Source organism: Methylobacterium sp. 77, assembly GCF_000372825.1.
Taxonomy (GTDB): Bacteria; Pseudomonadota; Alphaproteobacteria; order Rhizobiales; family Beijerinckiaceae; genus Methylobacterium.
Map to the genome: position 1 here is coordinate 87,940 of NZ_KB910516.1, position 17,694 is coordinate 105,633.

Consider the following 17,694-nt stretch of genomic DNA (forward strand, 5'->3'; position numbering starts at 1 on the left):
CTTGGTCCGATCTGAGGAAGCATGCCGCGATGCCGCGTGACGGCATGGGCCGGTCGACCATAGCTGCTTCGTATGAACGTCCAGCCTCCCCACTGATGTCTCATGGCTTCGTCAACGGTCCGCGGGACGAGAATGCGACATCTAGAAAAGTGAGTACCGCTTTTCGGACCGGATGATGCACCTTCCAGAGGCTACGGCATCGTCCCGGATACGGCGCTGGCGATAGCGTTTGGACGTTCTAAGAAAACGTCGATCTCACGACTTGGACCGAGCCGGGACCGAAGAGGACAGCTGTCGACCGGCCTGCGCGAGGGGGGCGGAGGCGCAGGCCGGTCGACGCACCGCGCATTCAGGGAGTGAACGCGCGATCTCGGTATGCCCTCGAACCGGGGCATGATCTCGTCCTCCGCGGGTCAGGCTTTCGCTTCCAGCGGTATCGCACCGAGGCCGGATGCGGTGTTCCCCCGCTGCGGCTCACGCGCGACCCTGAACCAGAGCGCGTAGAGCGCCGGGAGGAAGAGCAGCGTCAGGAGTGTTCCGACGCCGACGCCACCGATGAGGACGTAGGCGAGCGCCCCCCAGAAGACCGAATGGGTGAGCGGGATGAAGGCGAGCATGGCCGCTGCCGCTGTGAGGATCACGGGTCGTGCGCGCCGCACCGTCGATTCGACGATGGCCTCATAATCCGACAGCCCCGAGACGCGGTCGTGATGGATCTGGTCCACGAGGATCAGGGTGTTGCGCATCAGGATGCCGGACAGAGCGATCAGTCCGAGGATCGCGTTGAAGCCGAAGGGCTGGTGGAAGATCAGCAGAGTCGGCGCGGCTCCGACGAGACCGAGCGGTGCGGTGGCGAACACCATGAACATGGTGGCGAACGAGCGCACCTGGATCATGATCACCGTCAGGGTCACGATCAACATCAGTGGGAAGATCGCCACGAGCGACATCATCGCCTTCTCGCTCTCCTCCACGGCGCCGGCCGTATCGATTCTGTAGCCCGGCAGAAGCTTGGCCTTGATCGGCTCCAGCAGTGGGAAGATCTGCGCGTGGATATCCGGCGGCTGCTTGCCGTCCAGCACGTCGCCCTGGACGCGGATGTAGGTCTCGCGGTTGTAGCGCTTGAGCACGGCATTCTCGCTTCGGCTCTCCAGGCGGGCGACTTGGGAGACCGGCACCTGGCGCCCGTCTTTCGTCGCAAGCGTCAGGTCGCCGATCTCACCGAGCGAGCGCCGTTCCGTGCCGGGGCTGCGAAGCAGAACGTCGACGGAGCGCAGGTTCTCGCGGACCTGGGTCGCCGGCGTGCCGCTGAGGTAGTTCTGCAATTGCTGGCCGGCCTCCTTCGGAGTCAGGCCGATCAGGCGCAGGCGCTCCTGGTCGAGGGCGAGGTGCAGGCTCGGCGTCTTGTCGCCCCAGTCGAGATGGACCATCCGCATGCTGCGGTTGGCCGCCATGACGTCGGAGACCTCGGCCGCGATGCCGCGGATCACGTCGAGATCAGGTCCGACCACTCGGAAGGCCACGGGAAAGCGGATCGGCGGCCCGAACACGATCTGCATCACGCGGACGCGCGCCTCGGGAAAGCGTCCGTCATCCACGAGCCTGCGCAGCTTCGCCCGCAGCGCATCACGGGCCGTTGCATCCTCCGTCTGCACCACGATCTGCGCGAAGGCCGGATCGGGCAGTTCGGGATCGAAGGAGAGCACGAAGCGGGGCATGCCCTGGCCGATGTAGCTGGTGATCTCCTGCGCCTCGGGCAGGGCCCGCACCGCCGCTTCGATCGTCTTCACGCTGGCCTCAGTGGTGGCGAAGGCGGAGCCCGCCGGCAGCGTCACCTCGACGATGAGTTCGGGGCGCTCGGAATTCGGGAAGAATTGCTGCTCGACCTTCCCCATGGCGACGACGGCGCCCGCGAATAACGCCACGGTGATGCCGGCCGCCATCCACTTGTGATCGACCGACATCCGTACGACGCGGCGCAGGCGCCGGTAGTTCTTCGTGGCGTAGATCGCCTCGTGGCCCCCCTCGACTTTCTTGATGTTCGGCAGGAGCTTGACGCCGAGATAGGGCGTGAAGGTCACGGCCACGATCCAGGATATGATCAGCGAGAAGGCCACGACCCAGAAGATGTTGCCGGCATACTCGCCGGCCGTGGAGGCGGCGAACCCCACGGGCAGGAAGCCCGCGATGGTGACGAGAGTGCCTGTGAGCATCGGCGCGGCGGTGGCACTCCAGGCATAGGTCGCCGCCTCGACCCGGTCGGCGCCCTCTTCCATGCGCACCACCATCATCTCGATGGCGATGATCGCGTCGTCGACGAGAAGCCCGAGGGAAATGATCAGGGCGCCCAGCGTGATGCGGTCGAAGTCGCGGCCCGTGACCATCATCACCACGAACACCGCCGAGAGGGTGAGCGGCACGGCGAGCGCCACGACGATGCCGACCCGGAAACCGAGAGCGACGAGGCTGACGAAGATCACCACCGACAGGGCGGTGAAGAACTTCACCATGAACTCGTGGATGGCATCGTCGATGACCTTGGCCTGGTCGGTGATCTTGGTGAAGGCGATCCCGGTGGGTAACTCGTGATGGATCGCGACTTCCTCGGCATTGAGGGCAGCGCCGAGGGTCAGGCCGTTGAAACCGGGCTTCATCACTAGACCGAGCATCAGCGCCGGCTCGCCGTCGTTGCGGATCGCGAAGGTCTTCGGATCCTCGTAGCCGCGCTTCACTTCGGCGATGTCGCCGAGCTTGAAGCTGCGGTCGCCCGCTGCCACGGGCAGGTCGCGGATCGCGTCGAGGCCGTCGATGGCACCGTCGAGCCGGAGGTAGACGCGCGGTCCCGCGGCCTCGACGAAGCCGGCCGGGGTGACGTCGTTCTGATTGGCGAGTGCCGCCAGCAATTGCTGGCCGGTGATGCCGAGGGTGGCGAGGCGCTGGTAGGAGATCTCGACGAAGATCTTCTGCGCCTGCTCGCCGAGAATGTTGATCTTCTCGACTCCTGGCACCCGCAGCAGGCGCTGACGCATGTCCTCGGCCCGCGTCACGAGTTGCCGGTGCGGCAGCCCCTTGGCCTGGATCGCGTAGAGGGCGAAATAGATGTCCGAGAACTCATCGTTGAACAGCGGCCCGAGCACGCCGCGCGGCAGGCTGGAGGTCTGGTCCGAGAGCTTTTTACGAGTCTGGTAGAACTCGGATTGCAGCTTGGCCGGCGGCATCGAATCCTTGAAGATGATCTTCGTCACCATCAGGCCGGGCCGTACGGTGGTCTCGGCGCGGTCGTAATAGACGAGTTCCTGAAGGCGCTTTTCCAGAGGGTCTGCCACCTGGCGCTGCATCTCGTCGGTGGTCGCTCCGGGCCAGGCGGCCGAGACCGTCATCACCTTCACGGTGAAGGCCGGGTCCTCTCCACGGCCCAATCTCTCGAAGGCGAAGAAGCCGGCGCCCGTGAGAGCGATGAGAAGGAAGAGCGTGACCGCACGTTCCCGGACCGCCAGGGCCGAAAGGTTGAAGCCGCTCATCGGGTCACGCCCGTCATGCTGGCGGGCGCCTGACGAACCGTCTGGCCCGCCTTCAGCAAATGAGCGCCGAGCGAGACGATCCGGTCGCCCGGGCTCAGGTCCGAGGTGACCTCGGCGCGCTCCTCCGTCATGCGGGCGATGGTGACCGTCCGGGCCGTGACGATTCCGGTGGTGGCGTCGAAGCGCCAGACGGACAATCCCTGGCCACGATCGAACAAGGCACCCAGAGGGACCTCGACGACGGCGGCATGCCGGGGATCCGTGGATTTGAGGTGAAGCGTCACCGTCGCTCCGAGCAGGGCATCCTCGCCGCCGCCCGCCAGGATGTAGCGCGCCCGGTAGGTGCGCGTGGCGGGATCGGCGGTGGCGGACAACTCGCGCAGCCGTGCCGGATAGGTCGCCTCGCCCTCGGCATAGAGCGTCGCAGAGGCGGTCCCCTGCGCCAGACGGCGGCTCGCTTCGGGCAGAAACACCTCCGCCTCGCGGGAGCCATTCCGGGCGAGTTTCACCACCGTCTGCCCGGCGGCGACGACCTGTCCGGGCTCGGACGGCACCTCCATCACCACGCCATCGGCATCGGCCTGCAATTCGGAATAACCGGCCTGGTTGAAGACCTGGCTCGCCTGTGCCTCGGCACTGGCGAACTGGGCCATGGCCGCATCGGCCGCGCCCTTGTTCTGGTCGTAGGTCTGTTTCGAGGTCCAGCCGTCGCCGACGAGCTTGCGGCTGCGCTCCTCATCGGCCCTGGCCTTGATCATCTGGGCCCGTGCCGCCTCCACGGAGGCCCGAGCTGCGGTGAGCGCGAGGGTGAAGTCGGTCCGGTCGAGGCGCATAAGCGGCTGGCCGCGCGTCACCCGGTCGCCCGGATCGACGAGGCGCTCGAAGATCTTGCCGCCGACGCGGAAGCCGAGATTGCTCTCGGTTCGGGCCCGGATGACACCGGTGTAACGCGAGACTGCACCCGTGCCCGGAGCCACCTCGATGGTCTGAACCAGAGGAGGCTGCGGCGGCACGGCCGTCTCGGCCGGCGAGCAGGCCGTCAAGGCGAACCCGGTCAGTGCCAGCACCCATCTCGCATCCATGGTCAGCACCCCAGTCACCGTCATCTTCACATCAAAACATTACGATCATCATTTATTATGGCCTCGTTCCATCGTCAATGGCTCGTGCGGCGTCGTTTCAAAATCGTCCCGTCGCAGCTCGGCATCGTCGTTCCCGACAATCTCCGAACTCACGAAGTTGCCGGAATGCATGCGACCATCGAGGCACGGCTCTGCGGCCACTCGCAACCGGTCGGCATCCTTCAGGCGGTGACCGGGTGACGATCGTGTCAGATGCCAGATGCTGGGCCACACGCTGTGGAGACAGGTAGTGAGCGGCAGCAGCATCTGTCGCCGGAACGCGACAATGGTCGCCTCGACTCCGCCACGAGAAGACGAGCGCGGCTCCCGGACCGGCACCGAGCATTCGCCGGGTTCGTCCGCTTGCGCCTAATTGGCCTCGTCATGGCGCCAAGCCAGCGCGCCGACGCTTGGCTCCGGTCATGCACCGTGCGACCGGCCGCCTTGACCGTGGCGGCGCTGACGGAAAATGGCGGCTCTCGCCCTACGGCAGAAATAAATCCGAAGTCGGGGGCGTCGATATCAAGGTTGCTGCACCCGAAGTACCGTCTGACGGAAAGGACAGACTATCCTCGATCCGCGAGGCAAAAAGCGCGATCGGCGGCTGTTCACACGAGTGCGGAACCGAGATGGCAATAATTTCCGAATGTCCCGGCGTCAGAAGGCCGTAAAGCCCGCTGGTGCTCCCAAGGGGAATCGAACCCCTGTTTTCGCCGTGAGAGGGCGACGTCCTAGACCGCTAGACGATGGGAGCTTTCCGGCCGGTGGGCGATCGTATAGCGACGGTCGGGCGGGGGGGCAAGACCTCTCTGCCGCTTAAATTCCATCGGCATCGAAAGAGAACACATCGTGCAAGAACCGCAGGACCGCCGTGTCGTCCTAGGACCGGACGTGCAGGCGGAGCGCATCGACAGGGCGCTCGCCCGCGCATTGCCGGACATGTCGCGTTCGCGGCTACAGGACCTGATCCGCACCGGCCAGGTGACCCGTGACGGGATCGTCATGTCCGACCTGTCCCTGAAGGTCGGCGCAGGCACCGTCCTCGACGTGACGATTCCAGCGGCGGTCGATGCGACCCCGGTTGCCGAGCAGATCGACCTCGTCATCGTTCATGAGGATGACGATCTGATCGTCATCGACAAGCCGGCAGGGCTCGTCGTTCATCCCGCGCCGGGCCACGATGCCGGAACCCTGGTGAACGGCCTCATCGCCCATTGCGGCGAGAGCCTGTCCGGCATCGGGGGCGTGCGCAGGCCGGGGATCGTGCATCGGCTCGACAAGGATACGAGCGGCCTCCTCGTCGTCGCCAAGAACGACCTCGCGCATAAGGGACTCACGGCGCAATTCGCCGACCATGGCCGCAGCGGCCCGCTGGAGCGCGCCTATCTCGCCCTGACCTGGGGGGCGCCCGAGCCCCGACTGGGCACGATCGACGTCAATCTCGCGCGCAGCCAGCGCAACCGCGAGAAGATCGCCGTCGTCCGCGAGGGCGAGGGGCGCACGGCGATCACGCATTACGTGGTCGAGGAAATCCTGGATGCCGGCACTGAGGTCGCGCTGGTGCGGTGCCGGCTGGAAACCGGGCGGACCCATCAGATCCGCGTCCATCTCAGCCATCGCGGCCACCCGCTTCTCGGTGACGCGGTCTATGGCAGCGCGTTCAAGACCAAGGCCGCACGCCTGGGCGAGGCGGCACGGGGGAAGCTCGAGGCGCTGGGACGGCAGGCTCTCCACGCCGCACTCCTCGGGTTCGAGCATCCTCGCACCGGCGAGGCGTTGCGCTTCGAAAGCCCGATCCCGCCTGACATGGCCGCACTGATCGCCGCGCTGAGGACGAAACCGCCGGCCTGACGGATCGACAAAGGGCGGTTCCACACGGGCTTGGGAACGCCCGCGTGGAACCGATGGTGGCCGAGCCTGTTGCCGGGTTGCCGCTGTCAAGGATCGCCGGCAAACAGGTGTGCCGGCGCACCCCGAGCGGCGGCCTTTCGTGCCACCTTCGACCCATCGGCTCACTGACGCGTTGATCGCGACGTTCGAGTCACGGACCGCTACCGCACCGTTTCCTTTCCGAGTAGGCTCGGGTGGTGAACGGTCGGCTTCAAGAGCGGCGGTTCGATTCTGGTCTGCCCGAATGGGGGGCCTTGCAAGGAGAGATGACTATGGCAGGCGCACTACCCGTGCTCGCCACCGAGGGTGGCCTCTCGCGCTACCTCGATGAGATCCGCAAGTTCCCGATGCTCGAGCCGAACGAGGAGTTCACGCTGGCTAAGAGCTGGCGCGAAAAGGGCGACCGCGATGCAGCGCACCGCCTCGTCACCTCGCATCTGCGTCTCGTGGCCAAGATCGCCATGGGCTACCGCGGCTATGGTCTGCCGATCGGCGAGGTCGTGTCGGAGGGCAATGTCGGCCTGATGCAGGCGGTCAAGCGGTTCGAGCCGGACAAGGGCTTCCGCCTCGCCACCTACGCCATGTGGTGGATCAAGGCCGCGATTCAGGAGTACATCCTGCGCTCGTGGTCGCTCGTGAAGATGGGCACCACCGCCAATCAGAAGAAGCTGTTCTTCAACCTGCGCAAGGCCAAGGGCAAGATTTCGGCCCTGGACGAGGGCGACCTGAAGCCCGACCAAGTCGCGCAGATCGCGGTCAAGCTCGGCGTGCCCGAGCAGGACGTGATCGACATGAACCGCCGCCTCTCCGGCGACACGTCCCTCAACGCTCCCCTGCGTGAGGAAGGCGAGGGCGAGTGGCAGGATTGGCTCGTCGACAACAGCCCGAGCCAGGAGACGGTGCTCGCCCGCGAGGAGGAGGGCCAGAATCGGCTCACGGCCTTGCGCGACGCGCTGTCGGTGCTCAATCCGCGTGAGCGCCGCATCTTCGAGGCCCGCCGCCTCGCCGACGACCCGATCACGCTCGAAGACCTGTCGGGTGAGTTCGGCGTGTCGCGCGAGCGCGTCCGTCAGATCGAGGTGAGGGCCTTCGAGAAGATCCAGGAGGCGGTGAAGCGTAACCTCGCCAGCCGTGAGGCGCCTCGCGCTGCCGCACACGCCTGAGAGAGGGTTCTCCCAGATTCCAGAATCAAAAAAGGCCGGTTCCGCCAATTGCGGAACCGGCCTTTTTATCGAGCTCCGCTTGTTTATCGAGCTCCGCTTGCGCTTATCGACGCCACTGCTCGAAGGCGGAGCGGATGACCTGACTGCCCGACGTTCCCTTCTCGAAGGTCAGCACGCCGCGAGGACCTGAGGCGAACTTCATCGGCAGGTCGAACCAGTTGCGATGCTCCAAGAGATCGGTGTTGCGGTCGACATCGGCTTGCAACGACGACAGGCCAATCAGGAACAGGTTCTCCTTCACTCGCACAGGCAGACCGGAAACCGGCGATCCCCTGCCGCTTTCCTCGTCCTTCGCGCTCAACAGGCCGACATCCTGAACCGAGTGCGTGTCGCCGGCCGGACTGGTCGTCGTAAACGCAAGCTCGATCGTGTGAGAGGCCGGGAACGTGGTGTCGAGATTTCGTCGAATCGTCATGACCAGTGCCAAGCCCGCATCGGCGAAGGTCACCCGCCCTCGGATGACGGTCTCCAGGGGCTGGCCCTGCTCACCGTTCACCGCTTCCAGCCGCCATACCACTATGCCCTGGAAGGTGATCGGCTGAGCGTTTCCGCCTGCCGTATTCTCCTCGAAGAGAACGGCGCGCTGAGCGACCGCGACGTCAGGTTGTGTCGGTGGCTTCGCCGCTTCGGATTGCGCGGCCGGCGCCTGACGCGAAGGCTGGTCACGCCGCTCGGGCGGAGCAGCACTTTCGCCGCCGACCCGGTCTGCATATTTCGACGAGCTGGGATCGGTCGCTTCCCCCTGCGCCTCGGTATTGCCGGGCTGCAGATCCGAAGGCTTGTCGCGCAGCATGAAGGCGGCCACCGCGATCAGGCCGACGACGATGAGCAGAACGCTCCCGACGAAGATGTTGCGCAGCAGGAGAGGGCGGCCCCGGCGAGGGGCGACGACGTCGATCCGGGGACGATGCCGCGCATTCGCGGCATCCGACGGCACGGCGACGGACTCGCGTTCGGTGGCCTGTAACTCGGCTGAAGTCTCGCTTGCCGGAGCAGGGGTAGGTTCTAGATCGGGCTGCTCTTTCCGTGCATCGGCGGTCTCGCCTCTCGATGCGTCCCTTGCCGCTTCGCGGGCCGCCCTCGCGGCCAACCTGTCGGCAACCTTGTCCGCCGATTTGGCCTTCCGAGGCTTGATCGGCAGGAGCGGCGCAGCTGTCTCCGTGGTAGGGGACGGCGTGTCCGAGATCGAGGCGTCGGGTTGAGCGTCGCGCTGGCGATCTGTTCGCGAGGAGCGAAGCCCGAGATCCGGTTCGGGCGCCGGCGGCAGGCCCGGCTCGGCGACACGGCCGTTCGAATCGTCAGCCGATGGGATCGGTGCGGCTGCTTCGGGCAAAGCCTCGCGCACGGGCGCACCGGCGAAGACCGCAGGCGTGACGTCGTTGGCGACAGCGAGGGGAGGTCCACCGTGCTCACTCTCGACCCGGCTGATTGCCGTTTCGAGAGCTGCGCTCTCGAGGTCGATATCGGCATCGGACAGGGGCGGTTCGAGCGAGCGGAGCTGCCCGATCAAGGCGCCGCGCGCCCGGTCATAGACCGCCTTGCGCAAAGTGGGAGAACGATCCGGCATCGCGTCGAGCGCTCTTGCCAGCAGGGGGTAGTAGTCGGCCATCGAACCTCGGTCCGCCCTATAAGGATCGGCCGGCAGGCCGCCCTGTTCTCACCGTGCGGATGACTAGCGCTCGGGCGAGGCGCGACCGCATCATCCGCGATGCCCGTCCCTCGGAATAGGCACCATCCGCTCGCAAGGCGCCTCATCCCCTTCTCATTTGCCCATCGGTTCCTTCGGATGAACCGGGTTCGCAAAGTCAGCCGAACCCCTAATCCTCGAAGGGGTTGTGCATGAGGATCGTGTCGTTGCGCTCCGGCGAGGTCGAGAGCAGCGCCACAGGTGCCCCGATCAACTCTTCGATCCGCCGAACGTACTTGATCGCCTGAGCGGGAAGATCGGCCCACGAGCGCGCGCCGGCCGTGGTGCCGGACCAGCCTTCGATCGTCTCGTAGATCGGCTCCACCTTAGCCTGTGCAGCCTGATTGGCGGGAAGGTGGTCGAGCACTTGGCCGTCGAGGTGGTAGCCGGTACACACCTTGATCTCGTCGAAGCCGTCGAGAATGTCGAGCTTGGTCAAGGCGATGCCGTCGATGCCGGAGGTCCGCACGGTCTGGCGCACCAGCACGGCATCGAACCAGCCGCAGCGACGCTTGCGACCGGTATTGACGCCGAATTCCCGGCCCTTGGATCCGATCGTCTCGCCGATCTCATCGAAGAGCTCGGTGGGGAAGGGGCCTTCCCCGACGCGCGTCGTATAGGCCTTGGCGATGCCGAGCACGTAGCCGATGGCCGATGGCCCCATCCCGGACCCGGTGGCGGCCTGCGCGGCGACGATGTTCGACGAGGTCACGAACGGGTAGGTGCCGTGATCGACGTCGAGGAGGGCACCCTGAGCGCCTTCGAACAGGATGCGCTTGCCGGCCCGACGCTCGTCGTCGAGGAGTTTCCAGACGGTCGTAGCATAGGGAAGGATCGTCGGTGCGATGGCCTTCAGATCGGCAAGGAGCGCCTCGGCATCAACTTCCTCGATGCCGAGGCCGCGGCGCAGGGCATTGTGATGGGTGAGCACCCGCTCGATCTTCGATTCCAGCGTGCTCTCGTCGGCGAGGTCGACCACGCGAATGGCACGGCGGCCGACCTTGTCCTCATAGGCCGGGCCGATGCCACGCTTCGTCGTACCGATCTTGAGACCGGCATTCGAGGTCTCGCGGAAATGGTCCAGTTCGCGGTGAAGCGGCAGGATCAGCGTCGCGTTGTCGGCGATGCGGAGCGTCGCCGGCGAGATCTCGACACCTTGTGCCTGCAGCCGTGCGATCTCGTCGACGAGGTGCCAGGGATCGACGACGACGCCGTTGCCGATCACCGACAGCTTTCCGCCCCGAACGACGCCGGACGGCAGCAATGCGAGCTTGTAGGTCACGCCGTCGATGACCAGCGTATGCCCGGCATTGTGGCCGCCTTGGAAGCGGACCACCACGTCGGCCTGCTCTGAGAGCCAGTCGACGATCTTACCCTTGCCTTCGTCGCCCCATTGGGCGCCCACGACGACGACGTTCGCCATTCACTTCAAACCTGTTCGGTACCCGCGTGAATACGTCCCGCCGCATGGGCAGGCCGACACGCATCCACGGGGTCTTTCCGCGATCCCTCGCAGGAAATCAAGCAAACCGGGCTCGAACGCTTTGGAATGCCCGGTGCTAGCGCGCCTCCGTACCCGGTTCGCGGCCGGGCAATTGGCCGGGCTTGATCACCGGCATTCCGCTATTCTCGGTCTCGGGCGGCTTGACGACCATGCCCGGCGCGGAATTGCCGGGCGGCTTGATCACACCGTCGTTCTTTTCGAGCTTGTCGCTGAGCGTCGAACCGCCGGCCCCATCCTCGGAGGGGCGCACCTTCTCCGGCACCGTCTCCGTCGAGGGCGGGATGTTCGGTGATGTATCGCGGCCCTTCAGCGGCGCGTCGGGCGATTGGGCATAGGCAGCGGATGCCGTCAGGGCGAAAGCGAGCAATGCGGCGTGACGAAGCGATTTCGACATCGATGTCCCCCAGGAAGTTGGAGGACAAACCGATCCGAAGACGATGCAGTTCCTATCGTCACTTCGTCCGACTGAGGAGATCGCCTCGGCGCTATGCTCCGGCCATCTCCAGATACAGCGCGCGCAATCGTTTCGTCTGCGGTCCCGGAACGCCGTCGCCGAGTTTGCGCCCGTCGATCTCGACAACCGGCATCACGAAGGCCGAGGCGCTGGTGAAGAAGGCCTCCTCGGCCGTGACTGCTTCTTCCACGGAGAACAACCGCTCCTCGATCGCCAGCCCGGTCTCCTCCGCGAGCCGCATGACGGCGAGGCGGGTGATGCCGGGCAGCAGGGCGGTGGAGAGCGGGCGAGTGACGACCTTTCCGCCGGTGATGATGAAGGCGGTCGACGACGAGCCCTCGGTGACGAAACCGTCCTCGACCATCCAGGCTTCCGACACGCCGGCCTTGGCCGCTTCCTGCTTCGCGAGCACCTGGGCGAGGAGCGCCACCGACTTGATGTCGCGCCGCTTCCAGCGGATGTCGGGAACGGTGATCACCTTGGCGCCGCGCTCGGCGACGGGGTTCTTCGCGACAGACTTGGCCTGCGTGAATATTACCACGGTCGGCGGTGTCTCGGCCGGCGGGAAGGCGAAATCCCGCTCGTAGGTGCCCCGCGTCACCTGCATGTACACGAGCCCCTCGGCGAGGGCATTGCGGTGGACGAGTTCGGTCTCGAGCCGCACCCATTCTTCCGTGGAGTAGGGGTTACGGATGCCGATCTCGCCGAGCGACCGGTCGAGCCGCGCGAGATGCGCCGCGTTGTCGACGAGGCGCCCGGCGAGCACTGCGGAGACCTCGTAGATTCCGTCCGCGAACAGGAAGCCCCGGTCCATGATCGACACGGTCGCCGCCTCGAAGGGCACGAACTCGCCATTGACGTAGACGATGCGGGACATGGACCTTGCTCCTGGCCGGACGGTTCGGGTGTTTCGGCGTGATGCGTCCGCCAAAGCACGAATTGTGCTCCGCGCGTCACGACGCCGGGGTGAGCCTTCGGTCAGGCCGTTCCGAAGACGCGCGTGAAAATCGTATCCACGTGCTTGAAGTGGTAGCCGAGATCGAAGCAATCCTCGATCTGCTCCGGGCTTAGCGATGCGGTGACGTCCGCGTCGGCCTTCAGCAGCGTGAGGAAATCACCTTCCCCGCGCCAGACCGGCATGGCGTTGCGCTGAACCAGCCGATAGGCATCCTCACGCGAGACGCCGGCCTGGGTCAGGGCCAGCAGCACACGCTGCGAGTGGACGAGGCCGCCGAGCTTGTCGAGGTTGCGCTGCATCTGCTCGGGATAGATCAGCAGCTTGTCGATCACGCCGGTGAGCCGCGCCAGGGCGAAGTCGAGGGTCACCGTCGCGTCGGGTCCGATCATGCGCTCGACAGAGGAATGCGAGATGTCGCGCTCGTGCCAGAGCGCCACGTTCTCCATGGCGGGCAGGGCGAAGCTGCGCACCATGCGGGCGAGGCCGGTCAGGTTCTCGGTCAGCACGGGGTTGCGCTTGTGCGGCATGGCGGACGAGCCCTTCTGGCCCTCCGAGAAGAACTCTTCCGCCTCGAGGACTTCGGTCCGCTGAAGGTGGCGCACCTCGATGGAGAGCCGCTCCACCGAGCTTGCGACGACGCCGAGCACGGCGAAGAACATGGCGTGGCGGTCGCGCGGGATGACCTGGGTCGAGACCGGCTCGGGGGTCAGACCCATCGCCTTGGCGACGTATTCCTCAACGCGCGGGTCGATATTGGCGAAGGTGCCGACGGCGCCCGAGATCGCGCAGGTGGCGACTTCCTCACGGGCGGCGACGAGACGGGCCCGCGCGCGCTCGAACTCCGCATAGGCCTGGGCGAGCTTGAGACCGAAGGTGACCGGCTCGGCATGGATGCCGTGCGAGCGGCCGATGGTCGGTGTCAGCTTGTGCTCGAAGGCCCGGCGCTTGATTGCCGCAAGCAGCGCATCGACGTCCTTGATCAGGATATCGGCGGCGCGGACGAGCTGGACGTTGAAGCAGGTGTCGAGCACGTCCGACGAGGTCATGCCCTGGTGCACGAAGCGCGCATCGGGACCGACGATCTCGGCGAGATGCGTCAGGAAGGCGATGACGTCGTGCTTGGTCACGGCTTCGATGGCGTCGATCCGCGCGACGTCGAACACCGCGTCGCGGCCCTTCTCCCAGATCGTATCGGCGGCTTCCTTGGGCACCACGCCGATCTCGGCGAGCGCCGTGGTGGCATGCGCCTCGATCTCGAACCAGATCCGGAAGCGGCTTTCGGGCGACCAGATCGCCGTCATCTCGGGGCGGCTGTAACGGGAGATCATGCGGCGCCTCGGGTCAATGCGTCTGGGGATGAAGCTGGCGCCTAGCATGAGCGAGGCGTGCGCTCAACGCGGAGGGTCGCGGAGCGCTCCAAGGGCTGTGGCAATTATGCATCGCAAGCGCGGCGCGCGTCACAATTCAGAAACATTGCCGGACAGGGCGCCCACAAATTTTCGATGGTCGCGTCGGCGTTTGGCGTTCTTTCTGGAACGAATATTAGAATCACTATGAAATTTATCCGCCGAATAAGTCAGTCGAAGGTATTTCATAATCAAATCCGTCTGAGTACAGCCCAAAAATCAATGCGGTGAAAAGCCGATTGCTGCCGAATGATGCAAAATAATACCTAATCAAAGACGAGGCTTGTTGATGTCCCGCCCTGCAAACAGGCACCCGATCACGCTTGCGTTCACGACGACATTGTTGGCCGGTATGAGCGCAGCGAGTGCGCAGAACTCCACCGAGAACCCTGCCACGCCTGTTGCCGTGACTCTCGATCAGCTGAGTGTGGACGGCTTGCAGGGCGCCACGATCGGTTATCTGACGACGCGCACGCGAAGTGCCACGAAAACGGATACGCCACTCATCGATACGCCCCAATCGGTCAGCGTCGTGACCCGGCAACAGATCCTCGACCAGGGAATTCAGAGCGTCTCGGAGGCGATCCGTTACGTGCCGGGCGTCATTCCGCACCAGGGCGAGGGCAATCGCGATGACGTCGTCATCCGCGGTCAGCGTTCGAATGCCGATTTCTTCGTCAACGGCATTCGAGACGATGTCCAATATTACCGCGATCTCTACAACGTCCAGCGCATCGAGGTCCTGAAAGGGCCGAACGCGATGATCTTCGGCCGCGGCGGCGGCGGCGGAATCATCAACCGCGTGCTCAAGGATGCGGACGGCGTCCCGCTTCGCGAAGTCGTGCTTCAGGGCGGCGAGTACAATAACAAGCGACTGTCCGTCGATGTCGGCGACCGGGTCAGCGACAGCGCGTATTTCCGGCTCAACGGTGTCGTCGAGGAGAGCGGGACATTTCGAGATTACGTCGATCTGCGCCGCTATGGCGTCAACCCGACGATGACCTTCCTGCTCGGCCCGGATACGACGCTCAAGCTGTCCTACGAGTATTTCCACGACGACCGCACCACCGATCGTGGCATCCCCTCACAATACGGGCGGCCCTACCGATATCGCCAGAACACGGCCACCTATTTCGGAAATCCCGATCTCAGCTACGCGAGGGTGGACGCCAATATCGCCACCGCGACGCTCGATCATCGCTTCGAGACCGGCGTGCAGATGCACAGCCAGTTGCGGTTCGCAGATTATCAGAAGTTCTACCAGAACGTTTACCCGAACATCCGCTCGCCCGTCGTCTCGGGGCCGACCGGAGATACGGCAACGTTGTCGGCTTATAACAACGAGTCGAACCGGACGAATTATTTCAGCCAGAACGACTTCACCTATAAGTTCGCCACCGGCCCGCTGTTGCATACGCTACTTGCCGGGTTCGAGATCGGCTATCAGGAAGGCTTGGCGTTTCGAAAGGATGGTTTCTTCGATTCCAACGGAACGCAGAACCTCGTGGTGAATGCGCTCGCCCCGGTCAGCCGGGTGCCTGTCACGTTCCGCAATATCGCGAGCGGCAGCAACAGCCGCTACGATCTCGGGCTCGCCGCCCTCTATGCCCAGGACCAGATCGAGATCGGCCCGCACCTGCAGCTCATCGGCGGATTGCGCTACGACCATTTCGATTTCTCGGCCACCGACCGGCGCAACCAGGTCACCGTCGGCCGCATCGACGACCTGATCTCACCGCGCGCCGGCATCGTGATCAAGCCGCTCGAGAACGTCGCGTTCTACGGCAGCTACAGCATCTCCTACCTGCCTTCGGCGGGCGACCAGTTCAGCACCTTGTCTCCGGGGCTCGCGATCTCGGAGCCGGAACGGTTCGAGAATGCCGAGATCGGCGTGAAGGTCGACGTCTCTCCCGTGCTTCAGCTCACGGGTGCCCTGTACAATCTCGACCGCTTCAACCAGCGGCTTCCCGACCCGAACAATGCCGGCTTCTTCCTCGCCTCCGGCCAGACGAAGACGCAAGGTGCCGAGATCGGCGCCAACGGCTACGTCACGGATTGGTGGCAGATCGCCGGCGGCTACGCTTTCACCGACGCCCGGATCACGAACGGTTTCAGCATGGGCGCAACGGTCATCCAGCCGGGTAACCGCGTCGGGCTCGTGCCGTTCAACGCTTTCACCTTGTGGAACAAGTTCGAGGTGACGCCGGAATTCTCCTTCGGCGTCGGCTTCATCAACCAGACCCACACCTTTGCCGCATCCGACGATGCCGTGCGGTTGCCGAGCTATACCCGCTTCGACCTGGGGCTCTTCTACCGGATCACCGATACGATCCGCGCCCAGGTGAATGTCGAGAACGTCTTCGACCGGAAATACATCGCCACCGCGGACGGCAACAACAACATCAGCCCCGGTGCGCCACGGCTGATCCGTGCGCAGATCATCGCGCGGTTCTGAATGCGGGATCACGGCTGGCGGCGGCCTGCTATTCCACCCGCTGCCAGCCGGCCCCCATCAACCGTTCCTGAGGGCGGAAACGGGCCTTGTAGTCCATCTTTCGCGAGCCATCGACCCAGTATCCGAGATAGAGATACGGCAGGCCGAGCGAGACGGCCCGGCGGATATGGTCGAGGATCATGTAGGTCCCGAGCGAGCGCTGGGCCTCCGTCGGATCGTAGAAAGAATAGACCATCGACAGCCCGTCGGAGAGGACGTCCGTGAGGCAGAGGGCGACCGTCGGGCCGATACCCCGTCCGTTGATCGCCGTATCCGGGCCGCGCCTGCGGTAGGCCACGAGATGCGTGTCGACGTGGCTGTCCTCGATCATCATGGCGTAGTCGAGCACGGTCATGTCGACCATGCCGCCGTCACCGTGGCGCGCGTCGAGATAGCGGCGGAAGAGGGCGTATTGTTCGGAGGCCGGGCGATTGGGCTCGGGATTGCCGATGAGGTCCGCGTTGCGCTGAAGGATGCGGCGCTGGCTCGCCGAGGCGACGAAATCCGCCACCACGACCCGCACCGAGATACAGGCCCGGCACGTCTCGCAGGCCGGGCGATAGGCGATGGTCTGTGAGCGGCGGAAACCGCCCTGGGTCAGGATTTCGTTGAGGTCGCGGGCGCGGCGTCCCACGAGATGCGTGAACACCTTCCGCTCCTCCTGACCCGGCAGGTAGGGGCAGGGCGAAGGCGCCGTCAGGTAGAATTGCGGGGTGTCGCGGGGATGGCTTGTCACGCTGTCAGTAGCTCGCGGGATGCGGGGCGCGCCACGCGCCTCGCATTCTTGAGTGTATCCGCAACTGCTCCCGGCTCAATATCCGAGGCGGCGCGGCGGAAAGAAAATCTCACCCTGCGCGGACAACCGCGAGACCGACGAGGACATCGTGCCCGAGTCGGCGGTCCGGCCTCACCAGTCCGAACAGGATATCGACGAACCAGAGCAGGAACGTCGAGATGGCGACGTAGAAGAGCAGGGCGTGGATGGCGGCGGTGATGAAATCCACCCGCAGGCCGCTCGCCGGTGTCACGACGCGCAAGCCCATCATCCTCATCCCCCACGTGCTCTGGGACGCGCCGCCCACCGTCACCGCGCTATAGAGGATGCCGCTCGCCGGCAGGATCGCGAACAGCGTCCAGCCGAGTCCGAACGTCAGGACCCCGACCACCGTGATCGCGAGGGTGAGGAGCGCGGTGAAACCGAGGATGAACAGGATGTCGAGGAGATAGGCGACGAAGCGCGCGCCGAGGCTCGCCCGCACGAAAGGTATCGGAAGGTTGGGAGGTAAGCCCGTCCCATAGCGCTCGGCATAACCGGCGGGTTCGTAGCCAAGAGGCGTGTTGAGCATGGCCGGTAGCCTTTTCGAGCGGAGACGATTCCCCTTTGAGAGAAGACATGGGAGGGGGCACGCCTCCGCTCAAGGCCGGCCCCGTTCCCC

The 17,694-nt window shown here is 65.0% G+C and carries 12 protein-coding genes, 1 tRNA gene and 1 pseudogene; 3 read left to right on the forward strand and 11 right to left on the reverse strand.

Annotated features, from left to right (window positions below; genetic code table 11):
- Positions 1–413 precede the first annotated feature (413 nt).
- The 4 genes and pseudogenes from A3OK_RS0100410 to A3OK_RS0100425 all read right to left on the reverse strand — a co-directional run bounded on the left by A3OK_RS0100410 (position 414) and on the right by A3OK_RS0100425 (position 5,396).
- A complete protein-coding gene (locus tag A3OK_RS0100410; RefSeq protein WP_019902957.1) occupies positions 414–3,521 on the reverse strand; it encodes an efflux RND transporter permease subunit in 3,108 nt (1,035 codons plus the stop codon).
- Positions 3,518–4,603, reverse strand: coding sequence for an efflux RND transporter periplasmic adaptor subunit (locus tag A3OK_RS0100415; protein WP_026596784.1), 1,086 nt, complete (start codon positions 4,601–4,603; stop codon positions 3,518–3,520). The genes A3OK_RS0100410 and A3OK_RS0100415 overlap by 4 nt, the downstream gene beginning before the upstream one ends.
- Before the next feature lie 237 nt (positions 4,604–4,840).
- A pseudogene (locus tag A3OK_RS24445) lies at positions 4,841–4,939 on the reverse strand (IS481 family transposase); the annotation flags it as partial.
- A 381-nt stretch (positions 4,940–5,320) separates the two neighbouring features.
- Positions 5,321–5,396: transfer RNA gene (locus A3OK_RS0100425), tRNA-Glu, on the reverse strand.
- Between the two features lie 95 nt (positions 5,397–5,491).
- Between A3OK_RS0100425 and A3OK_RS0100430 the strand changes: the two genes are divergently transcribed.
- Positions 5,492–6,493 carry an RluA family pseudouridine synthase gene (locus A3OK_RS0100430; protein WP_026596785.1) on the forward strand — a complete coding sequence of 334 codons (1,002 nt, stop codon included), beginning with the start codon at positions 5,492–5,494 and terminating at the stop codon, positions 6,491–6,493.
- A gap of 311 nt (positions 6,494–6,804) precedes the next feature.
- A complete protein-coding gene (gene rpoH, locus A3OK_RS0100435) occupies positions 6,805–7,695 on the forward strand; it encodes an RNA polymerase sigma factor RpoH (protein ID WP_026596786.1) in 891 nt (296 codons plus the stop codon).
- Positions 7,696–7,798: 103 nt separating this feature from the next.
- Here the strand turns inward: rpoH and A3OK_RS0100440 are convergent, their stop codons facing one another.
- The 5 genes from A3OK_RS0100440 to purB form a co-directional block, all read right to left on the reverse strand.
- Complete coding sequence (locus A3OK_RS0100440) at positions 7,799–9,364, reverse strand: hypothetical protein (protein ID WP_019902962.1); 1,566 nt, start codon at positions 9,362–9,364, stop codon at positions 7,799–7,801.
- Between the two features lie 208 nt (positions 9,365–9,572).
- A complete protein-coding gene (locus A3OK_RS0100445; RefSeq protein WP_019902963.1) occupies positions 9,573–10,865 on the reverse strand; it encodes an adenylosuccinate synthase in 1,293 nt (430 codons plus the stop codon).
- A 136-nt stretch (positions 10,866–11,001) separates the two neighbouring features.
- On the reverse strand, positions 11,002–11,340 hold the full coding sequence (locus A3OK_RS0100450; RefSeq protein ID WP_019902964.1) for a hypothetical protein: 339 nt from the start codon (positions 11,338–11,340) through the stop codon (positions 11,002–11,004).
- A 91-nt stretch (positions 11,341–11,431) separates the two neighbouring features.
- The gene (locus A3OK_RS0100455) at positions 11,432–12,277 is read right to left on the reverse strand and encodes a D-amino-acid transaminase (RefSeq protein ID WP_019902965.1); all 846 of its coding nucleotides are present in this window, start codon (positions 12,275–12,277) and stop codon (positions 11,432–11,434) included.
- Between the two features lie 101 nt (positions 12,278–12,378).
- Positions 12,379–13,686 (reverse strand): adenylosuccinate lyase, encoded by a 1,308-nt coding sequence (gene purB, locus A3OK_RS0100460; RefSeq protein ID WP_019902966.1) that lies wholly within the window; start codon positions 13,684–13,686, stop codon positions 12,379–12,381.
- Positions 13,687–14,116: 430 nt separating this feature from the next.
- On the opposite strand from purB, the gene A3OK_RS0100465 reads away from it, so the two are divergent.
- Positions 14,117–16,219: a TonB-dependent siderophore receptor gene (locus tag A3OK_RS0100465; protein WP_245259286.1), complete on the forward strand. Its 2,103-nt coding sequence runs from the start codon at positions 14,117–14,119 to the stop codon at positions 16,217–16,219.
- Positions 16,220–16,247: 28 nt separating this feature from the next.
- Here A3OK_RS0100465 and A3OK_RS0100470 read toward each other — a convergent pair whose 3' ends face one another.
- Positions 16,248–16,994: an arginyltransferase gene (locus A3OK_RS0100470; protein WP_019902968.1), complete on the reverse strand. Its 747-nt coding sequence runs from the start codon at positions 16,992–16,994 to the stop codon at positions 16,248–16,250.
- A 109-nt stretch (positions 16,995–17,103) separates the two neighbouring features.
- Positions 17,104–17,604 carry an RDD family protein gene (locus A3OK_RS0100475; RefSeq protein ID WP_019902969.1) on the reverse strand — a complete coding sequence of 167 codons (501 nt, stop codon included), beginning with the start codon at positions 17,602–17,604 and terminating at the stop codon, positions 17,104–17,106.
- Between the last annotated feature and the right edge of the window lie 90 nt (positions 17,605–17,694).